Here is an 18,609-nt window from a genome sequence, read left to right on the forward strand (position 1 = left end):
TAAACGATGAAAAAAGAGGGTGTGGCACAAACCACATCCTCTTTTTTTGATGGAAAATGAAATTGAACCAAATTGAACCAATCCACTTTCGTTTTTTTTTCGTACCTTTGCCGGCGAAAAGGTAATATTAGGCGAAAAGCCTATGAACTGGCGAATGATAATAAAAATAACTTAATAAAATGAATGGCTTATGACATAAGAATACTTCGACTTCATCGAGCACATCCTTTCTTGCTCCTGTTCGCCCCCTCCGGGGACGCTTGGAGAGAGTGTGACTGCTATCCGCAGGTTCCATTCCCTTCGGTCATTCCACCAGCGGTTATTCACATTCGCCCCCTTTGGGGACGGGAAATGGCACTGGAGAAATACAATTAAGAATAAAAAACAAAATTAATTAAACAAAGAAATATGAAACGATTTTTTACATTAACACTGATGCTTTTCTGCTTCATATTGCATGGCTTCGCATTCGATTATACGGATGAGAATGGCGTGACATGGACATGCAGTACTACCTCAGAATATGATGAAGAAACTGCAACTTATAAAGATTACGCAACACTTACTGGTGCCTCAAATTATGGGGCAGAAGTTGTTGTGCCAGAAAAAGTATATGATGGAGAAACTGCTTATACTGTAGATAAGCTTTATAATACTTTTCAAAATTCAACTATCACAAAAGTAACACTTCCAAAAGACTCTATTATCATAGATGGAGCATTTGAAAGTTGTTCTAATTTAAAGGAAGTCATAAATTCACAGTATATAAAAAAATGTCGTAACTCAGCCTTTGAACATACAAATCTTACAACAATAGATTTAAGTGGTTGTAAATTTGTACATGGCTTTAATGGTTGTAAAAATCTTGAATCTGTAATACTAAAGGTTTGCAAAACTATTGAAAAAGTATCTTTTCAAAATTGCCCTAAACTAAAGTCTTTAGGAGAGACATCTAGCGTTACAGAAATAGGAGACGGCGCATTTGGAGGTTGTAGTTCATTACAATCCATAGACTTGCAAAATTGTATATTTTTCTCTATAGCTACTGGGTACGGAGGAACCTTTAATGGATGTACAAGTTTAAAGACTGTTATTCTTCCCAAAACATTAACAGAAATTCCTGTATGTTTTTTCTCAGGGTGCTCTGCGCTTACTAGTTTTGATTTTTCAAATATTACATCAATTGGAAGATCAGCATTCGAAGGTACAGGACTTACTAGCGTGGTTATTCCTGCGTCGGTAAAAGATATTGAGGATAATACTTTTAAAAATTGCAACAATCTGAAAAGTGTTGATTTAGGGAATATAAACTCCATTGGTGAATCAGCATTCGAAGGTACAGGACTTACTAGCGTGGTTATTCCTGCGTCGGTAAAAGATATTGCTGGTGATGCTTTTAAAAATTGCAACAATCTGAAAAGTGTTGATTTAGGGAATATAAACTCCATTGGTTACTCGGCATTCGAAGGTACAGGACTTACTAGCGTGGTTATTCCTGCGTCGGTAAGAAATATTGCTAGTAATACTTTTAAAAATTGCAACAATCTGAAAAGTGTTGATTTAGGGAATATAAACTCCATTGGTGGTAATGCTTTTAAAAATTGCAACAATCTGAAAAGTGTTGATTTAGGGAATATAAATACCATCGGTAGCTCAGCATTCGAAGGAACAGGACTTACTAACGTGGTTATTCCTGCGTCGGTACAAGATATTGCTGATAATACTTTTAAAAATTGCAACAATCTGAAAAGTGTTGATTTAGGGAATATAAACACCATCGGTAGCTCAGCATTCGAAGGTTGCAATATAGATAGCATAACTATTCCTGCAACTATTAGCTCTATCGGAAATAATGCTTTTCCTGGAATAAACTATATCACTATCAACGCTACAAAAGTACCATCACTTGGCAGTTCTTTCGAACGAAATGCAGTAGTATTGGTTCCAGAAGAAGCACTCAATGCTTATAAAACAGCTGATGTTTGGAAAGATTTTGCTGGTCAAATCTTTGCTATTGGAACAAAATTGGATTATGATGTCAAAACGACAGCCCAGGACAATGCACCTGGTTTGTTGCAACAATTAGATAAAAATAACTTGAATAATATCGTTTCGCTGAAGGTTAGCGGTACGATTAATGGCTATGACATTATGTTGTTCCGTAACAAGATGGATAATCTGCATCATCTTGATTTGTCAGATGCTGATATTGTGGCTAATCCTTACGAATATTACGAAGGATGTTGCAGCGAAGACAGTGTTCTTGGCGCCAATGCTTTTAATGGTGTAAAGCATCTTATCAGCATTAAGATTCCTAAAAGTATAAAAAAAATCGGAGATAATGCTTTTAATTCTTGCAGCGTAAGAGATGTTATCTTTCAAGAAAAACAAAATATAGAAATCGAAGAACGAGCTTTTAATTCGAGCGATATAGCTAATATCAATCTACCCATCGGATCGAAATTAGGGGAATGGTGTTTCGCTTGGTGTAATAAAATACAAAATATTATCCTCCCTGAAGCACTTGAGATTATTCCAGATAATTGTTTCTTCCAATCAAGTTTAAGTTCCGTAAGCATACCATCATCCGTAAAAATAATTAAACGTAATGCATTTAATGAATGTAGACTTGATAGCGTCAGTCTACCTGGTCTTACATATATAGGTGATTATGCTTTTGCATACAATCATAATTTGAAAGAACTACGAGTACCTAGTACCCTGGAAAAGATAGATGATGGAGCATTCTCTGGCTGCAACCTTGAGAAGGTTTACGCTTACACCGTACTCCCTATCTCTATTAGTCAAGGCACATTCAGTAACTTCTCAAACATCGCCCTCTACGTCCCAACCCAGAGCGTGGATAACTATTATCTCAATACGCAGTGGAGCCAGTTTAAGGAGATACATGAGTTTAATGAACCTTATAAATACTTCTATCTCGACAAGGAGTTTACACTCGAAGACAAGCGATTCGACGGAACACCAGATATCGATATCAAGGAAGACGGAGGATTGAAGGTGGATGGAAAAGATAACCAGGAGGCTGGCGACGTAACCATCAAGGGCGACGGAGATAAAGGAAACTCAGGAACCCTCATCACCGACGGCAACCTCAACGCCAAGAAAATGAGATTCGACATCTCTGTTTCTGATAACAAATGGTACTTCTTCAGCTTCCCATTCGATATCAAACTCTCTGATACTAAGGCTCCGGGAGAATATAAATGGAAGATGTACGACGGCTCTATCCGTGCCGACCAAGGCAGCGGCGGATGGGTTAATCTGCCAGATAACGAGGAATGGCTCAAACAGGGCAAGGGTTATATCTTCCAGACCAACAAGGCTGGAACACTCACCCTCAAGGTAACCAAGGAGAAGTTCGGACAACTCGATGCCAACAACATCATGAAGGAACTCGATGTGTTCCCTTCTGGCAACAACTTCGATGCAAGCTGGAACTTCATCGGTAACCCTCAGACCAGCTACTACAACGTGAACGACCTCGGCTACGAGGCGCCTATCACCGTTTGGAACGGAAACTCTTACGAGGCTGTACGCCCTGGCGACGATGACTACACCCTGCATCCATTCCAGGCATTCTTCGTACAGAAGCCTACCGCTTCAAGCACCATCGAGTTCAAGGCTGAAGACCGACTCACCAAGACCGGTAGCGAAATCAGAGCGCAGGAAACCAAGGCTAGAAGACTGGCTCGTGGATTCGTTCCTAGCCGTATGATCATCAACCTGAACGTAAGCGACGGTTCACTCAGCGACAAGACCCGTGTGGTATTCAACGACAAGAAGAGCCGCAACTACGAAATGGATTGCGATGCAGCCAAGTTCATGACTCTGACCCAGGCTCCTCAGCTCTACAGCGTGGAAGGCAAGGGTACCAAGTTTGCCATCAACGAGCGTCCTATGGGTAGCGTTCAGCTCGGCTTCACCGCCAAGAAGTCTGGCACCTTTACCATCTCGGCAGTACGCATGGACCAGCCAATGTTGCTGAAGGATAACGTGGCAGGTATCACCATCGACCTCACCAACGGCGACTATGAGTTTACCAGCGAGGCAGGAACCTTCAACAAGCGATTCCTGCTGACACCAAACAGCAGCGTAACCAGCATCGCCGACGTAGTGAAGAAGACTGGCGTGAACATTCTGCCTACCGAAGAGGGCATCCAGATTAATGGCTGCAACGGCAAGAACGTAGATGTTTATAACCTCAATGGTGCCCAGGTGGCTTCAAGCAACAGCGACGGAATACTCCGCCTGTCAGCCGGTGTCTACATCGTCAAGGTGAACGGCATGAGCACCAAGGTGATGGTGAAGTAAAGCCTCAGCAGGTTATATATATAATAAGGTATAGTCAGAAAATCGAATGATCATGAATAGACTATTAAGATATCATATCCTGGCATGGCTGCTGCTCCTTGTGGGCAGCGGTCAGCTTGGGGCAACCACCCCCGATTTCGACCCTCCTGCTCCACCCGAACCCTATCTGAGATATAAGGTGAACGTGGAAGCGGAGTATGGTTATACTTCGGGAAGCGGCGAATACTTCGAGGACGAGGAGGTACAGATAAGAACCTCCTCATCCAACAGCAACTACTACTTCAAGTACTGGCTGAAGGATGGCAAGGAATATACCACCGACCAGGAGTTCACCTACAAGATGGAGGCGAAGAACGTGAAGTTTGTGGCTGTGTTCGGCTATGACCCTCTTCCGCCCGATGAGCCAGTCACCTCGAACCCCTACCGCCTCTACCTGAACACCAACAAGGAAGGCAGTTGCTCGTTCAACAGAACCAGCGGCGAGAAGACAGAGGCAGGACAGGAGGTATGGCTGCAAGCCTATGCCAGTCAGGGGTTCCGCTTTGAAGGTTGGTACGAAGGCGACAGTCTGGTAAGCGAAGAGGCAGGTTTCAACTTCCTGATGCCGGAAGCCCACACCACGCTTACCGCCCACTTCGTCTACGACCCGGATGCTCCGGGCGAGCCACAGAATCCGGGACAGGATGATGTGGAGAACGGCATCATCGCCCCGACGGCAGATGACAGAAAGCAACCAGCCGACCGCCGAATCTACGATTTGAGCGGCAGGGAAGTGAAACAGATGGTGAAGGGAAAGATATACATCCAGAACCACAGGAAAATTTTCCCTTAAGGCTAAATATATTTACCCTTAAGGCTAATTATTTTTAGCCTTAAGGGAAAATAAAAAACAAGTGATAATAGAATAAAAATTGGTATAATTATGAGAAAGATTATGATCATGATGGTGGCAGCCCTGGCACTGACCTTGAACTGCACCACAGCACAAGCACAGAATTCAATCTTGGAGAAACAGCTCAAGAAAGAGTACAAGGTGAAGATGAAGCAATTCAAGAAAGAGAAATGGCAAATCTATGCCTCTTCACGTTCCCTGGAAGTTGCGCTGCTCTCCCATTACGACAAACTCGCCAAGGGCGGAGACAATGCCTTCGAAATCGTAGGCATCGCCTCTAAGTTCAAATCAAAGAATATCGGTCATCAGACAGCCATCAACAATGCCTGCAACACCTATGCACGTCAGGCTGGCAGCAACATACAGGCAAGAATCGTGAGCGACATCGCCGCCAGCGACAGTCTGGAGAAAGACAACTTCTATGCAGCCTACCAGACCCTGGTGGAAAAGGAAATCAAGGGTGAGATGCAGGAGAGTTTCAGCATGATTCACGACCTGGGCGACGGCACCTACGAGATGCAGAGCTTCTTCATCGTAAACCAGGATGCGGCTACCAAGGCACGCCTGGCTGCCCTGGAGAATGCGGCTAAGGAATCGGCTGCCGCACAGAAATACGCAAGTCTCGTCAGCAAATTCGTAAAGGAAGGATTCAAGCCAGAGTAACCTATGCACAGACTACTGAAAATGCTCCTTGCCTTCGCACTGATTACTTGCCTCCCTATCCCCTGCTGCGCACAGAGTGCCAGCGAGAAAAAGGCGGCACAGAAAGCAGAACTGAAGGCAGAGCAGAAGGCGGAAGAACTGAAAAACGATGCGAGCTACATCTGCGGAGAAGGATGGGGTGACACCTATTCCTCTGCCGACCAGGCTGCACTCAACGACCTGATCAGCAAGATTTCGCTCCATGTTTCCAACTCCTTCCAGATTAACGAAGAAGAACTGAACACCAACAGCGGATTCGATTCGAAGACGGCGGTGACTTCGGTGATGAACAGCTATGCTCAGGCTACCCTCACCAATACCAACAACCTCGTTATCAGCAATGCGCCACAGACCCATGTGCTGAGATACATCAAGAGCAGCGAGGTGATCAAGATCTTCAACGAACGCAAGGAAAAGGTGTTCGACTATGTGAGGTCGGCAATGAGAGCCGAGGAAAAGGCGAAGATTGACGACGCCCTGCGCAACTACTACTGGGCTTTCGCCATGGTAAGAAGTCTGCAGTATCCCAACAGCGTGAAGATGGACATCGACGGCGAACAGCGACTGCTCGTAACCTGGATTCCACAACAGATAGAAGAGATCATGAGTAATCTATCTACCCAAATAGCCAGCAAAGACGGCAACGACATCAATCTCTTCATCAAATACAAGGGCGAACCGGTGACCAGCATCGACTACACCTACTTCGACGGTCAGACCTGGAGCAACCTCTACAGTGCCAAAGACGGAATGGGAATCGTGGAACTGCGCCCAGGCGTTGACGTGAACAGCCTGCAGCTGAAATACGAATATGAATACGCCGACCAGTGCCAGATAGACAAGGAGCTGGAAAGCGTGATGCAGCTCTTCAAGGGCACACCATTCAAGAACGCATCCGTATACATCAGCAACCTCGACAAGAAATCGGCGGTATCCAGCGAAGCCAGGAAAGAATTCGAGAAATCGGTGAAGACGGAATCGGCTGCCAACCTGGAAACGCTGAGCAAGGTGAACGACGAGAAACAGCTCGCCGGAATCATGAACCGCGTGGTGAACGCCATCAAGACCCGGCAATATGACAGCGTAAACGACTGCTTCTCTGCCGACGGACTGGAGATGTACAAGAAGCTGCTCAACTACGGACAGGCACGACTGCTGGGCAACCCGCAGTTCTCGTTCTACACAATGGGCAAGCGCGTGGTGTGCCGCAGCATACCGATGGCATTCTCCTTCAGGAACAACAAGCGCAAGTTCGTGGAAGACGTAACCTTCACCTTCGGCGAGGATAGGAAGATAGAATGCGTGGCATTCGGACTGGGCAGCCAGGCGAAGACCGACATCTTCGACAAGGGTGTGGGTGCCTGGAGCGACTATGCCAAGATGGTGATAGCCACCTTCCTGGAGAACTACAAGACCGCCTTCGCCCTGAAGCGACTCGACTATCTGGAGAGCGTGTTCGACGACAATGCCACCATCATCACGGGTCATGTGATCAAGAGGAATCCAAGACTCAGCATGGAGGATCAGGCATCAACCTTCGGCGACAACAAGCCACTGATAAAATATACCCGTCAGACCAAGAGCGAGTATCTGAGAAAGCTGAAGATGTGCTTCCAGAGCAACCAGTTTATCAATATCCGCTTTGCCGACAACGACGTGGTGAAGATGGGCGCCGGAGGCGAGACCTACGGCATCCAGATTAAACAGGATTACTATTCATCCAACTATGGCGATCATGGCTACCTGTTCCTGATGGTGGATTTCAACGACCCTGAGAATCCATCCATCAAGGTAAGAACCTGGCAGCCAGACCGCAACCCGAACATCAATTCGAACCTGCCACGTTCGAATAGAGATTGGGGTATTATCGGGCCAGGTAACTTCTAAGAACTATACTGTCAGGCTCTCTATCCCAAAAAAATAATGGGGTGGAGAGCTTTTTTTATGAATTTTGTTTGACTATAAAGAAAAAAATAGTATCTTTGCAACAGATATCTATCTTTATAATAGTGTACAACATAAAAAAGAGCTTATGAAAAGAATATATCCTACACTCAGCATGATACTGTTGCTTGGCTTACAGGCAACACCATCCTTTGCGCAGAACGATGACTTCGTGAAGCAGTTCCAGCAGGCAAGACAAGGCATGATGGACGACTACAACAAGTTCCGCAACACCATACTTACCGACTACGATAAGTACATGCAAGGTGTGTGGAAAGAGTATAAGAAATTTAAGGGAGATATACGATCGCAGGTTCCTAAGCCAAAGACTCCACCTACTTATACGGAGCCTAAGCAGCCGGAAAAGCCGGTGACCGTGAAGCCTAAGATGCCGGTGAGTCCGATTGCACCTAAGGTGCGCCCTACCATCGACCCTGTGAACAAGCCGAAGCTGCCGGAGGTGAAGCCGGATATTCCAGATATCGACTACACCGGTTCGGGCATCGATATCCCTGAAGGTGGATTGGGCGAAATCAACAAGAAGCCAGACCTTACCAAGGTGCCGGCACTGCCTACCGACCCACTGGCAAAGGTGCCTACCAGCAAGAAGAATCCGAAGGCACCTACCATCCGTCCAGGCGTTGACCCAGTAAACAAGCCGAAGCTGCCGGAGGTGAAGCCGGATATTCCTGACATCGAATACACCGGTTCGGGCATCGAACTCCCGCTGATGCCAGCCGTATCTGCCATCCCAGTTATGCCGGCACTGCCGAATATCGGACATGTGAAGGTGCCAGTGAGCAAGCAGACCATCGACGTGGATTACTACGGAGAGAACATCCAGTTCCAGAAGGCCATATTGCTGGCAAAGAAGGACATCGCCTCTACCAACGACGTGGTGGCTTACTGGAAAAGCCTAAAGAAATCAGACCTCAAGGAGGTGACCCAGGCTTTCGCCACGGAATCGCGCAAGATGGGACTCAGCGACTGGGCTTCTGCCATGCTCGTAGAGAAATACATCAACGCCGTGATGCCGAACGCCAGCCAGAACGAAAAGATTGTGGCGGCACAGTATGTTCTGGTGAACTGCGGCTACAACATCCGATTGGGTATGAACGACCACCAGGTGGCGATGCTCGTGCCTTACGCCGAGCACGTGTTTGAGAAATCATACATCAACATCGACGGCAAGAAGTACTATATCTATCCGAACATCGACGACAGCGGCGCTTTCCGCACCTGCGACCTGCCTAAGGATGCAGAACTGGGTAAGGACATGGAGCTGAGATTCACCGGAAAGACCGTGATAGGAAGCGGCACCAAGCCATTCAGCTACGAGGCGGCGGGCATCACTCTGAAGGGCGAAGTGCCTACAGGCATCATGCCGATGCTCGATGAATATCCGGTGATAGATATTCCTACCGTGGCTTCCAGCGTGGTAGACAAGAAGTTCCGCAACGAAGTGGTGGAGCAAATCCGCACCCAGGTGGCAGGTTTGGACGAACAGGATGCAGCCAACCGAATTCTGAGATTCATACAGAAGGGTTTCCCATACGCCACAGACGATGAGCAGTTTAAGCGCGAGAAGTACTTCTACTTTGAGGAGACGCTCTATTATCCGCTGTGCGACTGCGAAGACCGCGCCATCTTCTACGCCTATCTGGTGCACGAGATTCTGGGCCTTGATGTACATCTCATCCAGTTCCCTGGTCATGAATGTACTGCCGTGGCTTTCAACCAGCCAGTGGCAAACGGCACATCTTACGAATACAAGGGCAAGACCTACTATATCTGCGACCCAACCTATATTGGCGCAAGAATAGGCAGATGCATGCCAAGTTACGCAAAAGAGTCGCCACAGATTGAAGTGTGGTACTAAAAAGAAATGATATAAAAGCCAAAAGGCGCTCACCTGGGTGGGCGCCTTTTGGCTTTTATATTTTCCGTCTTATCTTATTCATATTCCTCAATATGCCGGAACCTGCCCCAAGGGGAATCGCGATAAACAGCGAGGCTACCCTTGGGAACCATCAGCTTTACCTTTTCAAAGCAAGGAGCCTCAAACACATCCGTGATTTTGGTTTTCCAGATGGCATTGCCTATGACCGGCGGCTGATTGCTGCGGAAGATAATCTCCTCCAGATGAGGACTTCCGGTAACGATGTCACGCATCAGATGAAGGCGGGTATCCGGGAACACCAGACGTTTCAACACCTGATGATGGGCAAAGGCTTCCTTCTCAATCTCATCCACCTTATAGGTCATGCCCTGATAAGTCACCGACTTGGGAACCTCGATGCAGGAATCCTTCTGGTTAATGGCCTTCAGCGAAACAACACCGCCGCCCCAGGAAGTACACAGAAAGTTGCCCACCTTAAACTGGGATACCACATCATAGATGGTTTCGGGCTGGTTCACCTTATTATATATAGCACCTCCGGCGATGCCCACCAGCAGCACCCCCAGAACTATCCAAAGTGCTAGCAGGGAACGGTGGAGAAACAGAATGTGATGACGCAGGGCAGCTACATTAGAATAGCGAGCTTCGAGGGGACAGAGACAGCGCCCGATGGAAAGTCTGCAGGACAAGCCGAGCTGCAACTTATCCAGGATGATGCCCAGACTGTAGATGTCGTTGCGCACATCGGTGGGTCCACCCCGCTGCTGTTCGGGCGAGATATATCCCTCGGTGCCCGCAGGCGACTTCAATATGGCATAGTAATCGGCATCCGACAATCCGAAGTCAATCACCTTCACCACGCTTCCGCTGCGCGTAACCATGATGTTCGAGAGTTTCAGGTCGCGATGCACCACCTGCTGGCTATGCACATACTCCATCACTTCGAGCAGCTGGTGAGCCACCTGCCTGCGCTGCGACCGGGTATGCGGCGTGCTGAGCCATTCATCCAGAGTAACGCCATCAATCCATTCCTGCACCAGGCATTCTCCGTAGCCATCCACCTCTTCGATGCCCTCCACGTAAACCACGCCCGGATGCTGAATCTTGGAAAGGATATCATACTCCTTATGCAACAGACTTCGGAACACTTCGTTATGGCGTACATCGGGAGCCAGCGCCTTCAACACCCACCATTTGCCATCACGCTTGGCACGAATGAGGACATTAAAGCCACCAACCGAGATTTCCTCCATTTCCGAGAAATCGGAGGAAGTCTGACCAGAAAGAGGGAAATAGAATCCCGAAATTTGTTCCATACTGCAAAGATACTACATTTTTATACAAATACGACAAAGAAATTAAATATTTTCGTCATATTTCGGCAAAACATGCATGATAACTCATTTTTTTGTTGTAATTTTGCAGCGAAATTGCAATTTTACATAATTAATTAATGAAGATTCTAGTAACGGGTGCGTCGGGATTCATCGGCAGTTACATCGTGGAAGAAGCCTTAAGACAAGGCATGGAGACCTGGGCGGCAGTACGCCCCAGCAGTTCCAGAAAATATCTGCAAGACGATCGCATCCATTTCATCAATCTCAATCTTTCTTCAGAGGAAGAGTTGGAGAAGGAACTCGCCCCGCACGAGTTCGACTATATAGTGCATGCAGCCGGTGCCACCAAGTGCCTGCATGCAGAGGATTTCTATAAGGTGAACACCGAGGGCACCAAGCACCTGGTGAATGCCATCCTGCACCTGGGAATGCCCATCAAGCGATTTGTATTCGTCAGTTCGCTCAGCATCTTCGGAGCCATCCGTGAGGACCAGCCTTATCAGGAAATCAGTGAGAACGATGTGCCTAAGCCCAATACGGCATACGGCAAGAGCAAGCTTGCCGCAGAACGCTATCTGGACAGCATCGGCAACAACTTCCCTTATATCATCCTGCGCCCTACCGGCGTATACGGGCCCCGAGAAAAAGACTATTTCCTCATGGCTCAGAGCATCAGGCAGCACGTGGATTTCGCCGTAGGATTCAAGCGTCAGGACATCACCTTTGTGTATGTTCAGGATGTGGTGCAGGCTGTGTTCCTGGCTCTGGACCACGGTATGAACGGCAGGAAATACTTCCTCAGCGATGGCGAGGTATACCAGTCGGAAACCTTCAGCAACCTGATTCAGAAGGAATTGGGCAATCCATGGATGCTGCGCATCAAGGCGCCTATCTGGGTATTGCGCATCGTAACCTTCGTGGGCGAATACCTGGGAAGAATGACCGGAAAGATGTCGGCACTGAACAACGACAAGTATAACATCCTGAAGCAGCGCAACTGGCGATGTGACATCGAGCCAGCCATGGACGAGCTGGGCTATCATCCCCACTATCCATTGAGAAGAGGCGTGAAAATCGCCATCAAATGGTATAAGGATAACGGATGGCTGTAAAAACTATAAACATTGATTAATGATAAAAGATTATTTTAAGATAGACAAGAACCCAAAGAAGGGACTCCTGCCACTGGAATGGGCGATGTTGGGCTATATGGCCATCACCGTGATTACCATGCTCTTCGCCTTTACCAAGGTGGTGAACCCGGAATCGATGCTTTGGGGACGATTGAGAATTCTAGTCATCACCCTCGCCCTCTGGGGCGTATACCGCATGATTCCATGCAGGATAACGAAGATGGTGCGCATCATGGCACAAATTGCCCTGCTTGCCTGGTGGTATCCAGACACTTACGAGATCAACCGCATGTTCCCCAACCTGGACCATATCTTCGCAGGATGGGAACAGGACCTCTTTGGATGCCAGCCAGCCCTGCTCTTTGCCAAGGCGTTGCCGTGGGCGGTGGTGAGCGAGCTGATGTCGATGGGCTACTTCATGTATTATCCGATGATAGCAGCAGTGGTGCTCTACTATTTCTTCTGCAGATACTACGAGGCAGAAAGAGCTAGCTTTGTGCTGCTCGCCAGCTTCTTCCTCTACTATCTCATCTACATCTACGTGCCGGTGGTGGGACCTACGTTCTACTTTGATGCCGTGGGTGTGCAGGATATAGCCAAGGGCATCTTCCCAGCACTGGGCGATTACTTCAACACCCATACCAACTGTCTGCCTACCCCGGGATATACCGACGGAATCTTCTACCAGCTGGTGGAGGACGCCAAGGAAGCCGGAGAGCGACCTACCGCCGCCTTTCCGAGTTCGCACGTGGGCGTAAGCACCATCTGCATGCTCCTTGCCTGGCACAGCAGAAACCGCAAGCTGCTCTTCACCATGCTGCCATTCTACATCTTCCTGTGCATGGCCACCGTGTATATCCAGGCACATTATCTCATCGATGCCATCGCCGGATGGATCTCTGCCGTGGTATTCTACTTCCTGCTGATGGCAGCATCGAAGAACATGAAATGATGTAAATGATGACGGCATCGGGGATGCTAAAAAAGAAATCATAGTTATACATTAATATATAAATTAGAATTCATCTAGAACAATGAAGAAACTGTTTATTGAGACCTATGGCTGCCAGATGAACGTGGCAGACAGCGAGGTAGTTGCCTCTGTGATGCAGATGGCAGGCTACGAAATTTGCGAGAAGGAAGAAGAGGCTGATGCCATCTTCCTGAACACCTGCAGCATTCGTGAGAATGCGGAGAACAAGATTTACCATCGCCTCGACACCCTGCATGCTGAGCAGAAGAAGGGAAGAAAGGTGATTCTCGGCGTATTGGGCTGCATGGCTGAGCGCGTGAAGGATGACCTCATCCAGAACCACTATGCCAACCTGGTCTGTGGACCAGACAGCTATCTCAACCTGCCGGATTTGATTGCGCAGTGCGAGATGGGTACCAACGCCATCAACATAGAACTTTCAAAGACCGAGACCTACCGTGACATCGTGCCTCAGCGCATCGGTGGCAACAGAGTGAGCGGTTTCGTAAGCATCATGCGTGGTTGCAACAACTTCTGCCACTACTGCATCGTGCCTTATACCCGTGGACGTGAGCGCAGCCGCGATGCCGAGAGCATCCTGCGTGAGGTGCGCGACCTGCACGACCGTGGTTTCAAGGAGGTTACCCTGCTGGGACAGAACGTAAACAGCTATGGTCTCTCGCCATCGGGCAAGCGCGAGGAAGGCAGTCTTTCCTTCGCCGAACTCCTCCACATGGTAGCCCAGGCAGTGCCAGACATGCGTGTACGCTTCACCACCTCTAACCCGGAAGATATGACCGAGGACATCCTGCAGGCCATCGCCGAGGAGCCAAACCTCTGCAAGCACATCCACTTCCCAGCCCAGAGCGGAAGTAACAAGATACTGAAGCTGATGAACCGCAAATACACCCGTGAGGAGTATCTGCAGCACATCGCTGACATCAAGCGCATCATCCCAGGCTGCGGCATCACCACCGACATCTTCGTGGGTTATCACGACGAGACAGAGGAAGACCATCAGGAAACCCTCTCGCTGGTGAAGGAAGTAGGCTTCGACAGCGCCTTCATGTTCAAGTATTCAGAGCGCCCTGGCACCTACGCTGCCAAGCATCTGCCAGACAACGTTTCTGAGGAAACCAAGATAGCCCGCCTCAACGAGCTGATCAAGCTGCAGACCGAGGTGAGTGCCGAGCAGAACAAGAAGGACGAGGGCAAGGAATTCACCATCCTCATCGAGAACTTCAGTAAGCGCAGCCGTGAGCAGATGATGGGCCGTACCGAGCAGAACAAGGCGGTAGTCATCGACAAGGGCAACCACCACATCGGAGAGTTCGTAAAGGTCCGCATCACCGGTTCTACCTCTGCTACCCTCTTCGGAGAAGAAGTGAAGGAGTAAGGATGCTCCCTCTAAAAGAGTAAGGATGCTTCTTTAGAAAAAGAAGTGAAAATATACCCAAATACTCCCAGAAAAAGAAAAAACAGAGTCAAAACGACTCTCCTATAAGAAAAAACAGAATAAAAGTCAAGAAAGACCGCCAAAAGTTTGGCGGTCTTCCTTAAAAACACTATATTTGCACCTATGAAGGAATTTTTGCAAATCTTACGCCGATTCGTCCCTCCATACAAGAAGTATCTGGGGCTTTCTGTTCTGTTCAATATCCTGTCTGCGGTATTGAACATATTTTCGTTTGCAGCCTTGATTCCTATCCTGCAGATTCTCTTCCAGGTAGATGGCGGCATCCGTGCCAACGACTATATGGAATGGGACGGAACGCTGGGCAGCATCAAGGAAGTGGCAACCAACAACCTGTATTATTACATCCAGGAGTTCATCGTGGCGCACAGTGCATCGCTGGCTCTCCTGGTTATCGGCTTGTTCCTAGCCTTCATGACTTTCCTCAAGACGGGAGCCTATTTTCTGTCTTCAGCCACCATCATCCCTATCCGTACAGGTATTGTTCGCGATATCCGCAACCAGCTCTACCAGAAGATTACCTCGCTTTCGCTGGGTTTCTTCAGCGAGGAGCGCAAGGGAGATATCATCGCCCGAATGAGCGGTGATGTGCAGGAAGTGGAGAACAGCATCATGTCGTCGCTCGATATGCTTTTCAAGAATCCTATCCTGATTCTCTTCTATTTCATCACGCTCATCTGCATCAGCTGGCAGCTCACCCTCTTCACCATCCTCTTTGTGCCACCATTCGGCTGGTTCATGGGATATGTGGGTAGAAAACTGAAGGCGCAGAGTGCAGAGGCACAAGGTCTCTGGAGCGATACGATGAGTATGGTAGAGGAGACCTTGGGCGGATTGCGCATCATCAAGGCTTTCTGTGCTGAAGGTAAGATGAACTGGCGCTTCAACCAGGTGAATAGCAGTTATCGCGACAACATCATGCGCGTGAACATCCGTCAGCAGATGGCACACCCGATGAGTGAGTTTCTGGGAACCATCCTCATCGTGGTAGTATTATGGTTTGGCGGCATCCTGGTTCTGGATTACGGCAGAATAGACGGTCCTACCATCATCTTCTACCTCGTGATGCTCTACAGCATCATCAACCCGCTGAAGGAATTCTCCAAGGCGAGCTACAATATTCCTAAGGGTCTCGCCTCCATGGCACGTATCGACAAGATTCTGAAAGCCAAGATCGAAATCAAGGACAAGGAGAACCCTGAACATATCAGCAGCTTCGAGCATCAGATAGAGTTCCGCCACGTTTCCTTCGCCTATACTGATCATCAGAACGATGAGCTGGTTTATGTATTGAAGGATATCAACCTGGTGATTCCTAAGGGAAAGACCATCGCACTGGTGGGACAGAGCGGTAGCGGAAAGAGTACAATGCTCGACCTGATTCCCCGTTACTACGATGTACAGGAGGGCGAGGTGCTCATCGACGGCATCAACGTGAAAGACCTTGCCGTGCACGACCTCCGCCAGCTGATAGGTAATGTGAACCAGGAGGCTATCCTCTTCAACGCCAGCTTCAAGGACAACATCCGCTTCGGCAAGACAGATGCTACCGACGAGGAAATTGCCAATGCTGCTAAGATAGCCAATGCCTACGAGTTCATCACCAAATCGGAGCACGGATTCGATACCAATATCGGCGACCGTGGCGGCAGACTCTCCGGCGGTCAGCGCCAGCGTGTGAGCATAGCCCGTGCCATCCTCAAGAATCCTCCTATCCTCATTCTCGACGAGGCAACATCAGCTCTTGATACAGAGAGCGAGCGCCTGGTACAGGATGCCCTGGAGAGATTGATGAAGACCCGTACCACCGTGGCTGTGGCCCACCGCCTGAGTACCATCAAGAATGCCGACGAAATCTGCGTACTGCACGAGGGAAGAATCGTGGAGCGAGGCACCCACGAGGATCTGATAGCCAAGAACGGTTACTACCGCAAGCTGCATGACATGCAGCAGGTGTAGGATAAGAAAGAATTTGTTGAATGTTGAATTTGCATTCTTACAGAAAGAAGAAATGATGAAGAAGATATTATATGGCAGTGTATTCTGCATTTGGTACTTGATGTCTCTGCTGCCGCTGAGAGTGCTCTACATTCTCAGCGATGGCTTATTTTACCTTATTTATTATGTGGTAAAATACCGCCGCCCACTGGTAAGAAAACATCTCTTCGACTCTTTCCCTGAAAAAAGCGAGGCAGAGCGCATCAAGATAGAGAAGGAATTCTACTCCTGGTTCTGCGACTATATCGTAGAAACCATCAAGCTCTTCACGATGAGCAAGAAGCAGGTGATGAAACGCATGCAGTTCATCGGTGCAGAGAAAGTAAGAGAATCATGCCAGAAAGGCCAGTCGTGCGCTATATATCTGGGACATTACTGCAACTGGGAATGGGTTACCTCCCTGCCTCTCTGGGCTGGCGATGACATCACCTTCGGACAGATTTACCATGTGCTGGAGAATCCCGCCTTCGACAAACTCTTCCTGTATCTCCGCAACCGCCTGGGTTCCATCAGCATCCCTATGGCAGAAACCCTGAGAAAAATCGTAAAGATGCGCCAGGAAGGCAAACAGATAGTTATCGGTTTCATCGCCGACCAGGTGCCGTTCTGGAACAACATCCATTACTGGACAGACTTTCTGCACCACGACACCCCAGTATTGACAGGAACGGAGAAGATAGCCGTAAAAGCCAACTTTGCCGTATATTACCTTGATATGCAACGGGTAAAGCGAGGCTACTACAAGGGTGAATTCAAGCTTCTGACAGACAAGCCAAAGGAATGCAAGGAATTCGAGATTACCGAGATGTATTTCCGAGCCCTGGAGAAATCCATCCAACGCCAACCAGCCTTCTGGCTCTGGACTCACAACCGCTGGAAGCGAACCCGTGAGCAATGGCTGAAGATTGTAGACCCAGTGACACATAAGATGAGAACAGAATAATAATATCCAGTAAAATATAACATCTATATTAAAGAAATATGATTTTCGCAACAGACAAGGGACGCATGTGCAACAATATCCTGCAATATGGTCATGTTTACGCCTGGGCACGTGAGCATGGCAGGAAGAGCGTATCCATGCGTTTCTGCTATAAATACCAGTATTTCAAGATATGCCACACCCGTTGGCACAACTTTGCCACATACGCATTGGCTAAGTATGCAGCCAAATGGGGACTGATAACAACCGTGGATTTCAACGACATAGCCGAAGAGGCTATTGAAAGAGATGCTGCTATTGTAGCCCGTCATAAACATGTTCTGATAAAAGGCTGGTGTGTCCGTTTCTACGAACTCTTCATCAAGTATAAAGCAGAAATCATAGACCTCTTTTCCTTCGACAAGCCTGTTCTGGATAAAACCCAGGCCTTCATGGGCAAAAAGAAGATTGATGAGATTAGGCTTGGTGTGCATATTCGCCGAGGTGACTACAAGACATGGCATAATGGGAAATACTATTTTGAAGATGATGTATACCAAGATTACATTCAGCAGTTCCAGTCGCTGTTTCCAGATAAGCAGTTGACGGTGTATATCTGCAGCAACGATCCTGCCCTTGACAAGTCATTCTATCGGGATCAGCTAAAAGGTGCCACCATCGTATTTCCACAGGGCGGTCAAGAAGATGACCTATGCCTGCTTTCGGAATGTGATTATCTGATAGGTGCTCCAAGTACATTCTCTCTGGTAGCCGCCATGTATCATGATCTTCCGCTCCTATGGATAGAAAACAAGGAGGATAAAATCTCCTTAAACTCATTTGATAAATTCAATCAATTATTCCGTAACATAAGATAGAATAGATATGAACCATGTTTGGCTAGCATTTAGAAAACTGTTCTGCACTATCTGCTCTGCTGTCATTCCTAACAAATCTTTAAGGCACAAAGTAAGATATGCACTTAATCCACTCAACGAC

The 18,609-nt window shown here is 47.9% G+C and carries 12 protein-coding genes; 11 read left to right on the forward strand and 1 reads right to left on the reverse strand.

The window, feature by feature from the left end; translation table 11 throughout:
• Positions 1 to 435: 435 nt before the first annotated feature.
• The 5 genes from V8Z93_RS02125 to V8Z93_RS02145 all read left to right on the forward strand — a co-directional run bounded on the left by V8Z93_RS02125 (position 436) and on the right by V8Z93_RS02145 (position 9,752).
• Positions 436 to 4,335 carry a leucine-rich repeat protein gene (locus V8Z93_RS02125; protein WP_439432809.1) on the forward strand — a complete coding sequence of 1,300 codons (3,900 nt, stop codon included), beginning with the start codon at positions 436 to 438 and terminating at the stop codon, positions 4,333 to 4,335.
• Between the two features lie 52 nt (positions 4,336 to 4,387).
• Entirely contained in the window at positions 4,388 to 5,167 is a 780-nt protein-coding gene (locus V8Z93_RS02130) for an InlB B-repeat-containing protein (RefSeq protein WP_203049304.1), read from the forward strand.
• 90 nt (positions 5,168 to 5,257) lie between these two features.
• Positions 5,258 to 5,890, forward strand: a complete 633-nt coding sequence (locus V8Z93_RS02135) for a hypothetical protein (RefSeq protein ID WP_203049305.1) — start codon at positions 5,258 to 5,260, stop codon at positions 5,888 to 5,890.
• Positions 5,891 to 5,893: 3 nt separating this feature from the next.
• On the forward strand, positions 5,894 to 7,816 hold the full coding sequence (locus V8Z93_RS02140) for an LPP20 family lipoprotein (protein ID WP_439432259.1): 1,923 nt from the start codon (positions 5,894 to 5,896) through the stop codon (positions 7,814 to 7,816).
• Positions 7,817 to 7,961: 145 nt separating this feature from the next.
• Positions 7,962 to 9,752: a hypothetical protein gene (locus tag V8Z93_RS02145; RefSeq protein ID WP_439432260.1), complete on the forward strand. Its 1,791-nt coding sequence runs from the start codon at positions 7,962 to 7,964 to the stop codon at positions 9,750 to 9,752.
• Between the two features lie 74 nt (positions 9,753 to 9,826).
• Here V8Z93_RS02145 and V8Z93_RS02150 read toward each other — a convergent pair whose 3' ends face one another.
• Positions 9,827 to 11,089: a serine/threonine protein kinase gene (locus V8Z93_RS02150; RefSeq protein ID WP_439432261.1), complete on the reverse strand. Its 1,263-nt coding sequence runs from the start codon at positions 11,087 to 11,089 to the stop codon at positions 9,827 to 9,829.
• Between the two features lie 137 nt (positions 11,090 to 11,226).
• Between V8Z93_RS02150 and V8Z93_RS02155 the strand changes: the two genes are divergently transcribed.
• The 6 genes from V8Z93_RS02155 (at position 11,227) to V8Z93_RS02180 (ending at position 18,488) form a co-directional block, all read left to right on the forward strand.
• Positions 11,227 to 12,222: an NAD-dependent epimerase/dehydratase family protein gene (locus V8Z93_RS02155; protein WP_217763951.1), complete on the forward strand. Its 996-nt coding sequence runs from the start codon at positions 11,227 to 11,229 to the stop codon at positions 12,220 to 12,222.
• 19 nt (positions 12,223 to 12,241) lie between these two features.
• Complete coding sequence (locus tag V8Z93_RS02160; RefSeq protein ID WP_367397632.1) at positions 12,242 to 13,195, forward strand: phosphatase PAP2 family protein; 954 nt, start codon at positions 12,242 to 12,244, stop codon at positions 13,193 to 13,195.
• A gap of 82 nt (positions 13,196 to 13,277) precedes the next feature.
• The gene (gene miaB / locus V8Z93_RS02165; RefSeq protein ID WP_203049315.1) at positions 13,278 to 14,612 is read left to right on the forward strand and encodes a tRNA (N6-isopentenyl adenosine(37)-C2)-methylthiotransferase MiaB; all 1,335 of its coding nucleotides are present in this window, start codon (positions 13,278 to 13,280) and stop codon (positions 14,610 to 14,612) included.
• Positions 14,613 to 14,795: 183 nt separating this feature from the next.
• The gene (locus V8Z93_RS02170; RefSeq protein ID WP_294430485.1) at positions 14,796 to 16,649 is read left to right on the forward strand and encodes an ABC transporter ATP-binding protein; all 1,854 of its coding nucleotides are present in this window, start codon (positions 14,796 to 14,798) and stop codon (positions 16,647 to 16,649) included.
• A gap of 55 nt (positions 16,650 to 16,704) precedes the next feature.
• Complete coding sequence (locus tag V8Z93_RS02175; protein WP_439432810.1) at positions 16,705 to 17,631, forward strand: lysophospholipid acyltransferase family protein; 927 nt, start codon at positions 16,705 to 16,707, stop codon at positions 17,629 to 17,631.
• A gap of 38 nt (positions 17,632 to 17,669) precedes the next feature.
• Complete coding sequence (locus V8Z93_RS02180) at positions 17,670 to 18,488, forward strand: alpha-1,2-fucosyltransferase (RefSeq protein ID WP_439432262.1); 819 nt, start codon at positions 17,670 to 17,672, stop codon at positions 18,486 to 18,488.
• Positions 18,489 to 18,609: the final 121 nt, after the last annotated feature.

This window comes from Segatella copri, from assembly GCF_051861805.1.
Taxonomy (GTDB): Bacteria; Bacteroidota; Bacteroidia; order Bacteroidales; family Bacteroidaceae; genus Prevotella; species Prevotella copri_M.